At 73.1% G+C, this 14,145-nt stretch carries 13 protein-coding genes; 6 read left to right on the top strand and 7 right to left on the bottom strand.

The features are described 5' to 3' along the window. Positions 1-16: 16 nt before the first annotated feature. On the top strand, positions 17-1,168 hold the full coding sequence (locus ACIGDI_RS18250) for an XdhC family protein (protein WP_399897432.1): 1,152 nt from the start codon (positions 17-19) through the stop codon (positions 1,166-1,168). Positions 1,169-1,199: 31 nt separating this feature from the next. Here ACIGDI_RS18250 and ACIGDI_RS18245 read toward each other — a convergent pair whose 3' ends face one another. Together ACIGDI_RS18245 and ACIGDI_RS18240 are read right to left on the bottom strand one after the other, a co-directional pair. Next, positions 1,200-1,640, bottom strand: a complete 441-nt coding sequence (locus ACIGDI_RS18245; protein ID WP_399897429.1) for an SRPBCC family protein — start codon at positions 1,638-1,640, stop codon at positions 1,200-1,202. A 96-nt stretch (positions 1,641-1,736) separates the two neighbouring features. Further along, positions 1,737-2,486: a YwiC-like family protein gene (locus tag ACIGDI_RS18240; protein WP_399897426.1), complete on the bottom strand. Its 750-nt coding sequence runs from the start codon at positions 2,484-2,486 to the stop codon at positions 1,737-1,739. A 333-nt stretch (positions 2,487-2,819) separates the two neighbouring features. On the opposite strand from ACIGDI_RS18240, the gene ACIGDI_RS18235 reads away from it, so the two are divergent. Then, complete coding sequence (locus ACIGDI_RS18235) at positions 2,820-3,617, top strand: YqjF family protein (protein WP_399897423.1); 798 nt, start codon at positions 2,820-2,822, stop codon at positions 3,615-3,617. A 221-nt stretch (positions 3,618-3,838) separates the two neighbouring features. Further along, on the top strand, positions 3,839-4,777 hold the full coding sequence (locus ACIGDI_RS18230; protein WP_399897420.1) for an MIP/aquaporin family protein: 939 nt from the start codon (positions 3,839-3,841) through the stop codon (positions 4,775-4,777). 54 nt (positions 4,778-4,831) lie between these two features. Here ACIGDI_RS18230 and ACIGDI_RS18225 read toward each other — a convergent pair whose 3' ends face one another. After that, complete coding sequence (locus tag ACIGDI_RS18225; RefSeq protein WP_399897417.1) at positions 4,832-5,992, bottom strand: CorA family divalent cation transporter; 1,161 nt, start codon at positions 5,990-5,992, stop codon at positions 4,832-4,834. Positions 5,993-6,136: 144 nt separating this feature from the next. Between ACIGDI_RS18225 and ACIGDI_RS18220 the strand changes: the two genes are divergently transcribed. Next, the gene (locus ACIGDI_RS18220) at positions 6,137-7,276 is read left to right on the top strand and encodes a winged helix DNA-binding domain-containing protein (protein ID WP_399897414.1); all 1,140 of its coding nucleotides are present in this window, start codon (positions 6,137-6,139) and stop codon (positions 7,274-7,276) included. A 13-nt stretch (positions 7,277-7,289) separates the two neighbouring features. On the opposite strand, the gene ACIGDI_RS18215 is transcribed toward ACIGDI_RS18220, so the two are convergent. Continuing rightward, entirely contained in the window at positions 7,290-7,937 is a 648-nt protein-coding gene (locus ACIGDI_RS18215) for a LysE family translocator (RefSeq protein WP_399897411.1), read from the bottom strand. A gap of 64 nt (positions 7,938-8,001) precedes the next feature. Here ACIGDI_RS18215 and ACIGDI_RS18210 point away from each other — a divergent pair, with 64 nt between their 5' ends. Both ACIGDI_RS18210 and dmpI read left to right on the top strand, forming a co-directional pair. Further along, a complete protein-coding gene (locus tag ACIGDI_RS18210; RefSeq protein WP_399897408.1) occupies positions 8,002-8,868 on the top strand; it encodes a LysR substrate-binding domain-containing protein in 867 nt (288 codons plus the stop codon). A 93-nt stretch (positions 8,869-8,961) separates the two neighbouring features. Continuing rightward, positions 8,962-9,144 (top strand): 4-oxalocrotonate tautomerase DmpI, encoded by a 183-nt coding sequence (dmpI, locus tag ACIGDI_RS18205; protein ID WP_200705637.1) that lies wholly within the window; start codon positions 8,962-8,964, stop codon positions 9,142-9,144. A 94-nt stretch (positions 9,145-9,238) separates the two neighbouring features. Here dmpI and ACIGDI_RS18200 read toward each other — a convergent pair whose 3' ends face one another. From ACIGDI_RS18200 to ACIGDI_RS18190, 3 genes are all read right to left on the bottom strand, one after another. After that, positions 9,239-10,030 (bottom strand): trypsin-like serine protease, encoded by a 792-nt coding sequence (locus tag ACIGDI_RS18200; protein ID WP_200705638.1) that lies wholly within the window; start codon positions 10,028-10,030, stop codon positions 9,239-9,241. A gap of 209 nt (positions 10,031-10,239) precedes the next feature. After that, positions 10,240-13,044, bottom strand: a complete 2,805-nt coding sequence (locus tag ACIGDI_RS18195; RefSeq protein WP_399897405.1) for an AAA family ATPase — start codon at positions 13,042-13,044, stop codon at positions 10,240-10,242. 168 nt (positions 13,045-13,212) lie between these two features. Then, a complete protein-coding gene (locus ACIGDI_RS18190; RefSeq protein ID WP_399897402.1) occupies positions 13,213-14,049 on the bottom strand; it encodes a response regulator transcription factor in 837 nt (278 codons plus the stop codon). Positions 14,050-14,145: the final 96 nt, after the last annotated feature.

The following is a 14,145-nucleotide window of genomic DNA, read 5'->3' as shown; positions in this document are numbered from 1 at the left end:
TGAAGGAGACCGACAGATGCTGGACATCGCCGAGGAGCTGAACCGGTGGGTCGAGCAGGGCCGCGACTTCGCCGTGGCCACCGTGGTGGCCGTCGGCGGCAGCGCCCCGCGCCAGCCGGGTGCCGCCCTCGCGGTGGACACCGACGGCACGGCGATCGGCTCGGTCTCCGGCGGCTGTGTGGAGGGCGCCGTCTACGAGCTGTGCCGACAGGCCCTCCAGGACGGGGAAACCGTCCTGGAGCGCTTCGGCTACAGCGACGAGGACGCCTTCGCCGTGGGCCTGACCTGTGGCGGCATCATCGACGTCCTGGTCACCCCGGTGCGGGCCGGCGACCCCGCCCGCCCGGCGATCGTGTCCGCCCTGGCCGCCGCCGCCCGGGGGGAGGCGGCGGCGGTGGCGCGGATCGTGTCGGGACCGAGGGAACTGCTGGGCCGCGCGCTGGTGGTGCGGCCCGACGGCTCCTACGACGGTGGTTTCGGCGCCCATCCGGAGCTGGACCGCACGGTCGGCGGCGAGACGGCGGCCTTCCTGGACGCCGGCCGGACCGGCACCCTGGAGATCGGAGAGCAGGGCTCTCGTTGCGGAGCACCGCTCACGGTCCTGGTGGAGTCCTCCGTCCCCCCGCCCCGGATGATCGTCTTCGGCGCGATCGACTTCGCGTCGGCGCTGGTCCGCGTCGGCAAGTTCCTGAACTACCACGTGACGGTGTGCGACGCCCGCCCGGTGTTCGCCACCCGCACCCGCTTCCCGGAGGCCGACGAGATCGTCGTCGAATGGCCCCACAAGTACCTGGAGCGCACGCCGGTCGACGGCCGTACCGTCCTGTGCGTCCTGACCCACGACGCCAAGTTCGACGTACCCCTGCTCCGGCTCGCGCTGCGCCTGCCGGTGGCGTACGTCGGCGCGATGGGCTCCCGCCGCACCCACCTCGACCGCAACGAGCGGCTGCGCGAAGTGGGCGTCACGGAGCTGGAGTTGGCCCGGCTGCGGTCGCCGATCGGCCTCGACCTCGGCGCCCGTACGCCGGAGGAGACGGCCCTGTCGATCGCCTCCGAGATCGTGGCCGACCGGCGCGGCGGCAGCGGCGTCTCCCTGACCGGCGCGCACACCCCGATCCACCACGACCCGGCCTCGACACCCCCGCGGCGGATCGACTCGGTGGCCTGAACTCCCGTACTCGGCACGGCCGTCGGGGCCGTCACCGCATTCGCAGGAGCCGGTTCGCCGCGCGTCCGAACATCACACGGGCCGAGTGTTCCAGCAGCGGGTCGAAGAGGCGGGGCAGCAGCCGGACCGCCAGTTCCTCCCGCCACACCACGTGGGCCCGCCCGCCCGGGCCCGGCCGTACCTCGATCTCCGCCCAGCCCTTCACCACCCGACCGCGCTTCTCCAGGCGGCACATGCCGGGCTCGTCGTCCGTGGGCGGGCGCCACACGGTGACCTCCATCCGGTCGTCGAAGGCGAGCGGGCCGAGCCCCGAGCGGGCCACGAAGACCGTTCCCTCGCCCGTCGGTGCCGGCGTGAGCACCGAGACGCGGGTCAGCGGGACAACCTCGCCGTGCCGGGGCCAGTCGGTGAGGCGGCGCCAGGCCTCGGGCGGGGAGAGGGGCGCCGTACGTTCGAGCAGGATGTTGACCACGTGCAGATCGTAGGGAATCCGGGCTGCTCACAGCGCCCTTCGGGGGCGCGTCACGCGCATGGCGCAGCGCGCACGGCACGACGGGTCGCGGCCCGCTCAGCCGTACACCGCTACGAGCACCCCCACGAGCAGCAGCGACAGCGCGACCTCGACCAGTCCGACCGCCACCGCCGGCACCCGGCCCAGCGCCGGCACGACCAGGGTCCGCAGGAGACAGACCGTGAAGAAGGCGGTGACCCAGAGGGACAGGAAGCAGGCCGCCACCAGTGCGCCCGCGTGGTAGACCCGCGACGCCCACAAGTACGCCCGGCTGTCGCGCTCGCGGATCATGGTCTTGACGTGGAACACCGTGCCGGCGAAGTAGAGCAGGCACACCAGAGCCGGCTGCCAGGCCTGCCCGGCCGTGCCGCCGCCGAGCAGCACGGCCACCGGCAGCATTCCGCAGGGCGGCACCACGGCGGCCAGTCCGTTGGCGAGGGCCCGCTCCCGGTTGCGCCGGGCGTACCAGCAGTTGACGGCCAGGAACGGCAGCGCGCAGGCCGCGGCGAGCAGCAGCCAGGGCGCGTGCACGACGAGTGCCAGGCCGAGCGGCAGCAGGGCGGCGGCGAAGACCAGGGCGGGGCGGAGGTGACGTCCGGCGGCCCTCGGGTTGCGCGAGAGACGCTGGAGCCGCAGCCACTGCTGGACGTGGTACGCGGCGAGATAGCCGAGCAGCCACGCGGGCAGCAGGACGGCGTCCCAGGGCGTCGGCGTGGCGATCAGCATTCCCGCGACGAACGGCACCACCAGCATCGCCCAGGCCCCGTGCTGCTGCGGAAGCCAGCGCCGTACGGCACGAGAAGCCATGCTGTCCATCCCTTCCCGGCCGTACGGACGTGGCTCCCTCAGCCTGTCACCGGCCGGCGGCGGAACCCGGCTGCATTGGTCCCCTTCCGACGGGACCAAGGTCCTTCCCCCGGACGCCGCCGCGCACCGCTCTCGCGACCTCGGAGCACGTCTTGCACGAGGGCCCGCGCGGCCTCGTGGGAGACGCGTACGGCCCGGCGTATCCACCGCGCCCGGGCCGACGGCCGGGACCTCACGTGCTCGCCCGGCTCCCCGCACCGCGCGAGTTGTCGTGACCGACCAGCCGTGCGGTGATCTGGACGTGGGTGCGGGCCGCGGGGGCATACTGGCGCGATGCCGCCCGTCCGACAGTCCCGGCCACCCGCCCCCGTCCCCCCGGAACCCGTCACCGCGGACGCGCCGGGCGAGATCCCGCGCCCCCTGCTCACCCAGTCCTGGCTCGACCTGACCTTCCTCCACTGGGCCGCCGACCCGGCCGACGTCGCCGCTCTCCTGCCGCGGGGCACGGTCCCCGACACCCTGGACGGGGTCACCTACGTCGGCCTGGTCGCGTTCCGGATGCACCGCGTGGGCTGGCTGCACCTGCCCGGCGTGCCCTACCTGGGCACCTTCCCCGAGACCAATGTGCGGCTCTACTCGGTGGACGCGCACGGGCGGCGCGGGGTGGTGTTCCGCTCGCTCGACGCCTCCCGGCTGATCCCCGTGGCCGTGGGGCGGCTCGGCTTCCGGATGCCGTACCTGTGGTCCCGCATGGCCGTCGAGCGGGCCGCGGGCCCGGACGGCGACACCGTCACCTACACCAGCTCCCGCCGCCTGCCCGGCCCGCGCGGCGCGCACAGCCGGATCACCGTGCGGGTGGGCGAACGGATCGCCCGGCCGACGGAGCTGGAGCACTTCCTGACCGCGCGCTGGGGCATGCACGGGGCGTTCTTCGGCCGCCCCACGTACCTGCGCAACGCCCACCCCCGCTGGACCCTGCACCGGGCCGAGCTGCTCGAGTGCGAGGAGGACCTGGTGGCCGCCGCCGGCCTTCCCGCGCCGGCGGGCGAGCCGGTGAGCGTCCTGTACTCGCCGGGCGTCCCGGCCCGCTTCGGCCGCCTGTCACGCCCCGCCGGCATCCCCACGCCCTAGGCGCCGCGCCCCGCCGGCACCCCCACGGCACAGGCCTGCCGCCCCCCAAAACCGGGGCGACCGGCGGCCCCGCATCCGCTGCCCAGGCCTTGGACAGTGCTGGTATCCATTACCCCCGGGATACGGCCTTGTGTACGAATTGGTGCACTCTGCCTGGCGGTGGACGAGGCTCCGGCGGACGATGGTGGTGCTGACCGGAACCAATCTCCAAGGGGGCCGACATGGCTGTGGAAATCCCTCCCCTGGTGAAACCCTCCAGGCTCAGAAGTCGCGGGGGCCTGCTGGGCGAATGCCTGGCGGAGTTCCTCGGGACGTTCGTCCTCATCTCCTTCGGATGCGGTGTGGTCGCCATGGCGGTCGCGGGACTGCCCGGATCCGGCCGGACCGCGGGACCGACGACGATCTTCGTCGCGGCTGGGGACTGGCTCCTCATCACCTTCGGCTGGGCCTTTGCGGTCGTCTTCGGCGTCTACGTCGCCGGCGGCGTCAGCGGTGCCCACCTCAACCCGGCCGTGACGCTTGCCTTCGCGGTGCGCCGGAAGTTCGCCTGGGCCAAGGTCCTGCCCTACTGGGGATCCCAGCTCGTCGGGGCGTTCACCGGAGCGGCGCTGGTCTACGGCGTCTACCACAACGCGATCAGCGCCTTCGACAGCGCCAGCAAGGGTCCGAAGACCAACGGCCACACACTGGCCACGTTCTCGATCTTCGGAACCTTCCCGGCGCCCTACTTCCACGGCGGGATCTGGGGGCCGTTGATCGACCAGATCGTCGGTACCGCCTTCCTGGTGATGCTGGTCGTCGCCCTGATCGACCTGCGCAATACGGCGGTGCAGGCGAACCTCGGGCCACTGCTGGTCGGCTTCGCGGTCGCCGCCATCGGCATGTCCTTCGGCGCGAACGCGGGGTACGCCATCAATCCGGCCCGTGACTTCGGCCCCCGCCTGTTCACCTGGTTGGCGGGATGGAAGGAGCTGGCTTTGCCAGGTTCCTTGTCGGGTGCCTTCAGCGCCTATTGGTGGATCCCGATCGTCGGGCCGCTGATCGGCGGCGTCATCGGTGTGCTGGTCTACGACCTGTTCATCGGGGACGTCCTGAACGTGCGCGACAAGATGGGCGAACTGCCCGAGCCGGGCCGGACGCGTCCGGTGGTGGAGGAGTAGACCGGTGAGACACGCGGTCCGGCGCCGGGCCGACCGAGCCCGGCGTCGGACCGCCTAGAGCCAGTCCCGGCGCTTGAAGATCACGTACAGGCCGCCGCAGATGACCCCCATCAGCCCGATGGCGAAGGGGTATCCGAAGCTCCAGCTCAGCTCCGGCATGTGGCGGAAGTTCATGCCGTAGATGGTGCCGACGAGGGTGGGCGCGAACAGGATCGCCGCCCATGAGGAGATCCGCTTGATCTCCTCGTTCTGCTCGAACCCCGCCTCCGCCAAGGCCCGCATCTCCGCGTTCTGCTGCTGGGTCACCAGGGTCGCGTTGACCGTGAGGATCTCGGTGAGCGCCTGCCGGAAGCCGTCGACACGCTCGCTCGTGTGGGTGACGTGGTCGGCGACGTCCCGCAGATAGCGCTGGAGCTCCTCGTCGGTCTCGTACTTGGCGAAGCCCGCCATCAGACCGTGCAGCATGCCGACCAGGGGGCGGGTGGCGCGCTGGAACTCGACCATCTCCCGGGAGAGTTCGTAGATACGGCGGGAGACCTCGGGGTCGCCGCGGAACACCTCGGTCTCGATCTCGTCGATGTCGTTCTGCACCCCGGCGACGACCGGGGCGTACCCGTCGACCACCGCGTCGAGTATGGCGTACAGCACCGCTTCCGGGCCGAGTTTGAGCAGGTCGGGCGACTCCTCCATGCGGCGGCGCACCGCGGACAGATCGGGGGCCGCGCCGTGCCGCACCGTGATCACGAAGTCGGGGCCGACGAAGACGTGCAGCTCGCCGAAGTCGACCTCTTCGGGGGCGTCCAGGTAGCGGGCCGCCCGCAGCACGACGAACAGCGTGTCGCCGTAGCGTTCCAGTTTCGGCCGCTGGTGGGCCTCCATCGCGTCCTCGACCGACAGCGGATGGAGGTCGAACTCGGCCGCCAGGGAGAGGAGTTCACTCTCGGTGGGACGGGCCAGACCGATCCAGGCCATCCCGGACGGCGCCTCGCGCAGTTCCCGGAACGTCTCCGCCAGCGTGGTCGGGGAGGAGACACGGACGCCGTCGCGGTACAGGGCCGCCTGTACGACGCTGGCGACCTCCGGCGAGTCCGCGGCCATGGAAGCGGGCGATGGGGGAGCGGTCTCGGCCGGCGGGGGCTGCGGAGTCGTCAGGGCGCGGCGCAAGACGGACTTCACGGAGTTCCTGGGGGCCGGACGGGCGCGTCGCTCGGACATGCGGCTGCCTCCCGGGTCGAACCTGCGGCTGCGTGATCGGGGGCAGGATATACGGGGCAAACGACACCGGGGTGGCTGGAGCACGAGGGATTCGGTGAGAGTCGCGGACGGAAGCTGTCCGCAAGCCGGACTAGCGTGCACGACATGACCAGGACGACCTCCGCCCGCACGCGGCGCGCCCCGAAGGCGGGCGCCGCCGACGCCCCCGTGCTCGGCCCCCGTGCCCTGAACCGCGCGACCCTCGACCGGCAGCTGCTGCTGCGCCGGGCCCCGCTGTCCGTGGCGGCCGCCGTCGGGCACCTCCTGGGGCTCCAGGCGCAGAACGTGAAGCCGCCGTACTACGCGCTCGCCGCCCGCCTCGACGGTTTCGCCCCCGAGCACCTCTCCGAGCCGATGGCCGCACGCGAGATCGTCCGTATCGTCACGATGCGCTCGACCATCCACACCCACACCGCCGACGACTGCCTCACCCTGCGCCCCCTGGTGCAGCCCGCCCGCGACCGTGAGCTCATCCACTTCCGCAAGGGACTCGATGGCGTGGACCTCGGCCGGCTGGCCGCCCTGGCCCGGGACCTCGTCGAGGCCGAGCCCCGCACCATGAAGGAGCTGCGCGAGGCCCTGGCCGCCGAGTGGCCGGAGGCCGACCCGCAGGCCCTGGGCGTCGCCGCCCGCTGCACCCTGCCCCTGGTGCAGGTCACCCCGCGGGGCCTGTGGGGCAGAAGCGGCCAGGTCGCCCTCACCACCGCCGAGCACTGGCTGGGCCGCCCCGCCGAGGAGGCCCCCTCGCCCGACGCCGTGGTCCTGCGCTACCTCGCGGCCTTCGGCCCCGCCTCCGTCAAGGACATGCAGACCTGGGCCGGCCTGACCCGGCTGCGGGAGGCCTTCGAACGGCTCCGCCCCGGGCTCCTCACCTTCCGCGACGCCGACGGCACCGAGCTGTTCGACCTGCCCGACGCGCCGCGTCCCGACGCCGACACCCCGGCCCCGCCCCGGTTCCTGCCCGAGTTCGACAACCTGCTCCTCTCCCACGCCGACCGCACCCGCGTCGTGCCGCCCGAGTACCGGGGCCGCAGCTGGGTCGGCAACATGGTCCACCGCACCTTCCTCGTCGACGGCTTCCTCGCCGGCGTGTGGAAGCTGGAGCGGGACGCACTCGTGATCGAACCCTTCGGCCGGCTCACCAGGGCACAGCGGACGGACCTGGCCGACGAGGGCGGACGGATGCTGGCGACCATGCACCCGGGGACGCCGTACGACATCCGCTTCGGCACCGTGATCCAGTAGCTTCCGACCCGCGTCAGTCCGCCCGGCCGGTCACCGCCACCGTCAGCCCCAGCCCGATCATCGTGAACCCGCCCGCACCGCCGATCAGGGACAGCCGGCGGTCCGAGCGGGCGAACCAGGCGCGGGCCGCCGACGCGGTCAGGCCCCACAGGGTGTCCGTGACCAGCCCGATCGAGATCGGGACGAGGCCCAGCAGCAGCATCTGCAGCGGCACCCGGCCGGCCGCGTGGTCCACGAACTGGGGGAGGACGGCGGCGAAGAACACCACGCCCTTCGGGTTGGTCGCGCCCACGAGCACGCCGTCCAGCACCGTCCGCAGATCCCCGCGGGCCGGCTCGCCCGGCCGAACCGCGATCGCCGAGGCCTTCAACTCCCCGCGGTGCCGGAACGCCTGCACGCCGAGGAGGACGAGATAGGCGGCGCCCGCCAGCTTCACCACCAGGTACACGGTCACCGATCGCTCCACCAGCGAGCCGACACCGACCGCGACCGCCACCACCAGCAGATACGAGCCGAAGACATTGCCGATCGCGGTGGCCACGGCGTTACGGCGGCCATGGGCCAGAGCCCGCCCGATGACGAACAGCACGCTCGGTCCGGGAACCACGATGACCAGCAGGGACATCACGGCGAAGGCGAGGAACCGGTCCGTGGACACCATCCGTACCACTCCCATCCGGCGCTCATTGAAACAAGGCCCCGGGCGTCCCCTCTAGAGTCGGGACATGGAACTGCGGCAGCTCAGCTACTTCGTCACCGTCGCCGAGGAGCTGCACTTCGGGCGGGCGGCCGAGCGGCTGCACATCGTGCAGTCCGCGGTGAGCATGCAGATACAGCGCCTGGAGCGGGAGTTGGGCGCCGAGCTGTTCGACCGCACTCCGCGCCGGGTGCGGCTGACGTCGGCGGGGGAGCGGCTGCTGCCCAGGGCGCGGGAGGTGCTGGCCGCCGCGGACCGGGCCCGCGCGGCCGTCGCCCCGCCTCCCGGTCTGAGGATCGGCACCAGTACGGGCATGGGCGCGCACCTGGACCGGGTGCTCGCCGCGTTCGCCCGCCGCGCGCCGGAGGTACCGGTGGAGCTGTTCTCGCTCCCGGCCGCCGAACGCCTGGACCGGGTCGCCGGGGGACAGTTGCACGCCGCGTTCGTACGGTCCGTCGACCCGGTCCCCGGCGTCCGGGTGCTGCCTTTGTGGCCCGACCCGCTGGTCGCCGCCCTCCCCGCCTCCCATCCGCTCGCCGGCCGAGCGGAGATCGACCTCGGGGAACTCGCCGAGCTGCCGCTGAGCCTGACCGAGCGGCGCAACAACCCCGCCCTGGTCGACCTGGTCGTCGGCGCCTGCCACGAGGCCGGCTTCGAGCCGCTGCCCGGCCCGGCGAACGGCTCTCTGCAGGACACCCTCGCCACCATCGGCAGCCGCCCCGGATGGACGGTCGTCTACGCCTCCCACGCGCGCGTTCTGCACAGCCCGCGGGTGGCCTTCGTCCCGTTCCGCGCCCCGGGCCTGGCCCTGTCCACGGGCCTCGCCGTGCCCGTCTCCTCGCCCGCCCCGCACCTGGACACCCTGCTCCTGGCCTGCGGCGATCACGAGAGCTGATCGCTGCGGTCGCGGTCCGGCCCTTGGTCGGGGACGCCCGGCGCGATGGACTGGACTCACCCGAAGGAAGACCGAGAACAAGGGAGTTCAGCCATGCCGATCGTCACCGTCCAGCAGGGCCCGCGCGACGCCGAGCTCAAGCGGGAGCTCGTCCGGCGCGTCACCGACGCCTTCGTCGACGCGTACAAGATCCCGCCGGAGACCGTGCAGGTGTGGATCCACGAGGTCCCGGCGGACAGCTGGGGTGCCGCGGGCACGCTCACCGCGGACAAGTAGCCGCACATGGATAGGGGGCGCTGCGAGCTGCTCGTGGTAGCTCGCAACGCCCCCTGGTCACTCACCTGAGGGGTGCTCAGGAGTTCTTCTGGGGCTAGGAGTTGACCTGCGCCGTAACCAGGCTGGAGAAGGTGGTCAGCCGGGTGTAGACACCCGGGTAACCCGCCTCGGCGCAGCCGTTGCCCCAAGAAGTGATCCCTGCCAGGACGCCCCCGATGAGCAGGGGACCGCCGCTGTCGCCCTGGCAGGTGTCTGTGCCGCCGGAGGTGTATCCGGCGCAAACCATGTCGGACTGGACGAAGTCCGAACCGTAGGAGCTCTTGCAGCTGGAGTCGGACACGATCGGGACGGTCGCGGTCCGCAGCTGGTTGGACGAGCTGCCGTTCTCCGACGTGGTGCCCCAGCCGAGGATCCGGGCGGTGGTGCCGGCCGCGTACACCGAGGTGTCGGAGGAGGAGACGTACGAGGCCTTGGTGTACGGCATCGACGTCGAGAGCGTGAGGACGGCGACGTCGTCGCCGTTGGTGGCGTCCGTGTAGGACGGGTTGATCCAGATCTTGCTCACCCGGCTGACGGTGCCGTTGGTGCCGTTCAGGTACGTGCGGCCGCCGACGACCCTGACGCTGCTGGTGGTCTCGCCGACCATGCAGTGCGCCGCCGTGACCACCTTCGTCGCGGACACCAGGGTGCCGCCGCAGAACTGGTTCTGCGAGGCGTCCGTGATCTGCATCATGAACGGGTACGCGGTCGTCGTGGTCGTGGTACCGCCGACGATGGGCTGGGGGGCTGCGACGGCGGTGGGGGCGCCGATCAGTGCCGTCGCTGCGGCTGCAGCGGCCGCCGCGACCACGGCGGCGGTCTTTCTTGCGCGGTCGATCCCGAACATGAGTCTCCTCAGTGGGGGTTGCCGGTGGGGGTCGCGCGGGTGGTGTGGGGGTGCTGCACGGGGGTCGCGGGACCGACCCCCGTATGCCCGGGCGAGCGGCACGCCCCAAAAACTAGAACCCGGCACACCCTCGTCCCAATGAGGGAACCCCCTAGGGGGAGTTGGGCAGGGAAAACCCTCGGTCGCCGCTCAGTAAACCCGGACGAACCTCACTTCGTACGGCGCCCCGCCGCCAGTCGGACGATATCCACCCGGGAGCGGATGCCGAGCTTGCGGTAGACCCGGGTGAGGGTCGCCTCGACCGTCTTGACGCTGATGAACAGACGCGCCGCGATCTCGCGGTTGGTCGCGCCCTCCATGACCAGCGCGGCGACCTGACGCTCCATCGAGGCCAGGCCCTCCAGGCCCTCTGACGCGGGAGCGGGGGGATTCGGTTCCACCCGGCCCGCGACCGCGGCCGCCTCGGCCTGACGCAGCCACGGCAGCGCCCGGCAGCGGCGGAAGAGCCGGGCCGCCTCGTCGTACGACGTCGGGCCGGGCCGGCCCGGGTGAAGCCCGGCGAGCGCGAACGCGGCGCGGGCCTCCTCCAGGCCGTAGCCCAGCTTGGCCAGCCGGTCCTGAGCCGACGTCAGCTGCGCGACGGCGGCCTCCTGGTCGCCGCGCGCGGCACGCACCAGCGCCTCGGCCCGGTCCAGCACGGCGAGCATGCTCTCCCGGCCCAGCCGCAGCGCGTGCGCGCGGGTCTCGTCGACGACCCGCTGCGCCTCGTCGAGCTCCCCGATGCGCACGAGGGCCTCGGCGAGGTCCCCGTGCCAGCGGCCGCGGGCCGGATCGGTGATGCCGAAACCGTTCTCCAGCTCCCGCACCCGACGCAGGGAGGCCACCGCCCCCTCCGCGTCTCCCGCGACCAACTGGGCCTGCCCGAGCGCCGTCAGGCCCCGCGAGATGTACATCTGGTCCCCGGCCTGCTCGGCGAGTTCCACCGCCTCCCGGCCCAGCTCCAACGCCCGCTGCACGTCCCCGCCGGCGGCCTCCGCGAGGGAGGCGAGCACGGCGGAGGGCATCTCGCCGATCCCGGAGTCGCGGGCCAGCCGCATGCTCTCGCGGGCCAGGTCCAGAGCCCGCCCGCAGTGACCGGAGCGCAGTTCGGTGTCGGCGAGCAGGCGCACGAAGTGCACCTCGCTCTCGACCATGCCGCGCCGGCGCACCTCGCGCAGCAGCGCGCTGACGGTGGCGCGGGCGTCGGGCAGCTCGTCGCTCATGATCAGCCAGCGGTAGCGGGCCATGCCGGCGCCGTTGTGATGGCACGTCACCTGCGGGTCCTGCGGCTCCTTCAGGGCCCGCTTGATCGTCTCGGGGGCGGCCGGGTGGCCCATCAGGGTCTCGGTCTGCGCCTGGAAGGACAGCGCGAGGAGCTCGGCGCGCCGGTCGCCGGCCCGGGCCGCCAGCTCCGCCGCGTGCGCGGCCTCCTCGCGGCCCTTGGCGAAGTCGCCCTCGACGACCAGGCCCCGCCAGGCCAGCTGGTAGTGGACCAGGGCGAGCAGCCGGGGGTCGTCGCCGGCGTCGGCGAGGACCTGCGGGTAGACGGTGTCGACCTCGCCGAGCGCCTGCCCGGCCGCCTCGATCACCACCATCCAGGCCCGCACCCGGTCCTCGGGCGAGGTGGCCCGGGTCAGCACCTCGCGGGCGATGTCCCGGGCGAGGTCCACCTCGCCCGCGGTGATCGCGTCCTCGGCGGCCTGCAGCCGGCGCTGGTCCGGTCCCGGCTCGTCGTCGGCCGGGGTGTGCAGGGCGGCGAGCAGGCCCAGCGAGGCGGCCGCCGACGGGGCGCCGCGGTCCCGGGCCAGTGCGGCGGCCTCGGCGAGCCGAGCCGCGGCCTCCGGATCGGTGCCGGTGGTCGCGAGCGCCAGATGCCGGGCCCGCTCGATCGGGTCGGAGGCCGCCGTGGACAGCGCCGCGTGCACCGCGCGCCGCTCCTGCGCCGGGGCCTCCGCGTACAGCGCGGCCGAGATCAGCGGGTGCGCGAAGCGTACGGCGGGGCCCTCCGGATCCGTCGCCAGCAGGCCCAGCTCGGCCGCCCGGGCCGTGTCGGCCTCGGCGTTCTCGCGGCCGGCCGCGTGCAGCAGGGCCAGGGTCGGGCGGGCGCCGGCGCTGGCGACGAGGAGGGTGCGCCGGGCCTCGCCGGACAGGGCCTCCAGCCGGTTGAGGACGAGGGTGCGCAGCGAGGTCGGCACCGGCAGGGGCTCGCCGGGCCGGGGCGCGGTCGGGTTCTCGGCCAGGGCGCGGCCCAGTTCGAGGGCGAACAGCGGGTTGCCGCCGCTGGTGCGGTGGATGTCGCGGACCGTGGAGCGGGGCAGACCGGTGTAGCCGCGGTGGTCGAGCAGGGCGGAGACCTGGGCGCGGGAGAGCGCGCCGAGCCGGACGGCGAGGGTGTCCGGCGGCGAGGAGCGCAGGTGGCGGTCGTACTCCTGGCCCTCCGTGCGCACCGCGCTCAGCAGTTGGACGCGGGTGCCGCCGAGGCGGCGGGCGGCGAAGCCGAGGAGTTCGGCGCTCGCGGAGTCCAGCCACTGCAGGTCGTCGGCGACGACCAGGACGGGCCCGTCGGCGGCGAGGGCGCGCAGCGCGGAGAGCACCGCCAGGCGCAGGGCGAGGCCGTCGCGCTGGAGCGTGGACTCGCCGCCGCCGAGGGCCGACTCCAGGGCCGTGCGCTGGGCCGCGGGCAGCTTGTCGGACACGTCGCCGAGGACCAGGCCGAGGAGGTCGGCGAGGGCCAGGAAGGGGAGATGGGATTCGGACTCGGTCGCCGAGCAGCGCAACACGGTGCCGGCCGATGTCCCATATTCGGATGCCAATGCCCGCAGGACGGTGGACTTTCCTATTCCGGCGGGGCCGTGGAGCAGCACACTGCCGCCGCGCGCGAGCTGCTCACGCGCCGCGGCGACCAGCTCGTCCCGGCCGATGACCAGGTCGGGGCGGCCTCTGGCAGGCTCCTTGAAGTCCCGTCGCACGGTCACCGCTCCCCTCCGTGTGTCGTGTCCGAGCCAAATTCTAGGCAACGACTGTTTGGAATTCGGACGGACGAGGTGGTGAGGGATATAACAACGGCGCAGCATAGCGAAATTCAAAGCGCCGTCGAATGAATAGCCAGCTGCTCGGGGCGCCCCCGGTCCGTGGGACGGACCCTACGGCAGCAGCCCCGCCCGGCGCGCCGAGGCGACCGCCTCACCCCGCGTGTGCGCCCCCAGCTTGCGCATCGCCGAGCGCAGATAGCTCTTGACCGTCTCCGGCCTGAGCCCCAGCCGCTCCGAAGCGCCGGCGTTCGTCGCGCCGGCCGCCAGACAGGTCAGCACGTCCAGCTCGCGCGGTGCCAGACGCACCTCGGTCCGGACGGGCTCCGGTGTCAGCAGCCGGCAGGCATCGAGGAGTTCGGCCCGCAACGCCGGGTCCGCGATCCGCGGCGCCAGCGCCCGCAAGGCCGCGTGCGCCTCCCGCACCTGCTCCCACACGGCGCCCGGCGCACGCTCCCGCACCGGTTCGGCGCCGACGGCCGCCGCGAGCAGCCCCCTGACCTCGTCCCGCACCACCAGCGCCTGCTCCACGTCCCGCGCCGCCTCCATCGCCGCGCCCAGCGTGCGGTCACCGAGCGGCTCGGCCGTGCGCAGGGCGCCGTACAGCACACCGCGCACCCGACGCCGCACCACCACCGGTACCGCCAGGATCGAGCGCAGCCCCTCGGTGGCGACCGGGACGTCGTACTCGTGGCTGATCTGCTTCGCCGAGGAGTAGTCGGTCACCGCGCACGGCCGCGCGAGCGCGACCGCCCGGCCGCCGAGGCCGTTGCCCGAGGTCACCGGGAGCCCGCTGAGCGCGGGTGTGCTGTTGCCGTTCAGTTCGCTGATACGCACCCGCCGCCGGCCCGGTTCCACCAGGCCGCCGAAGGCGACCGGCAGCCCGGTCGCGCGCCGCAGTCGTACCAGCGCGTTGCGTATCTCGACCGCCCCGGCCGCGTCTGCTGTCACCTGCTCGCCCTTTCCTGCAGCCTGGGGTCCCTGTCCCGGGGGCCCCTGTCCCACGACGCACCCCCGTTCGGGGGTGGTGAGACCTGCATCACGGAT

Origin of the sequence: Streptomyces sp. NPDC085900, from assembly GCF_044540925.1 — a bacterium.
In the GTDB taxonomy this organism is placed as follows: Bacteria; Actinomycetota; Actinomycetes; order Streptomycetales; family Streptomycetaceae; genus Streptomyces; species Streptomyces gilvifuscus.
The sequence above is the reverse complement of the archived record's forward strand: the minus strand, read 5'-3'. Positions and strand labels throughout refer to the sequence as shown.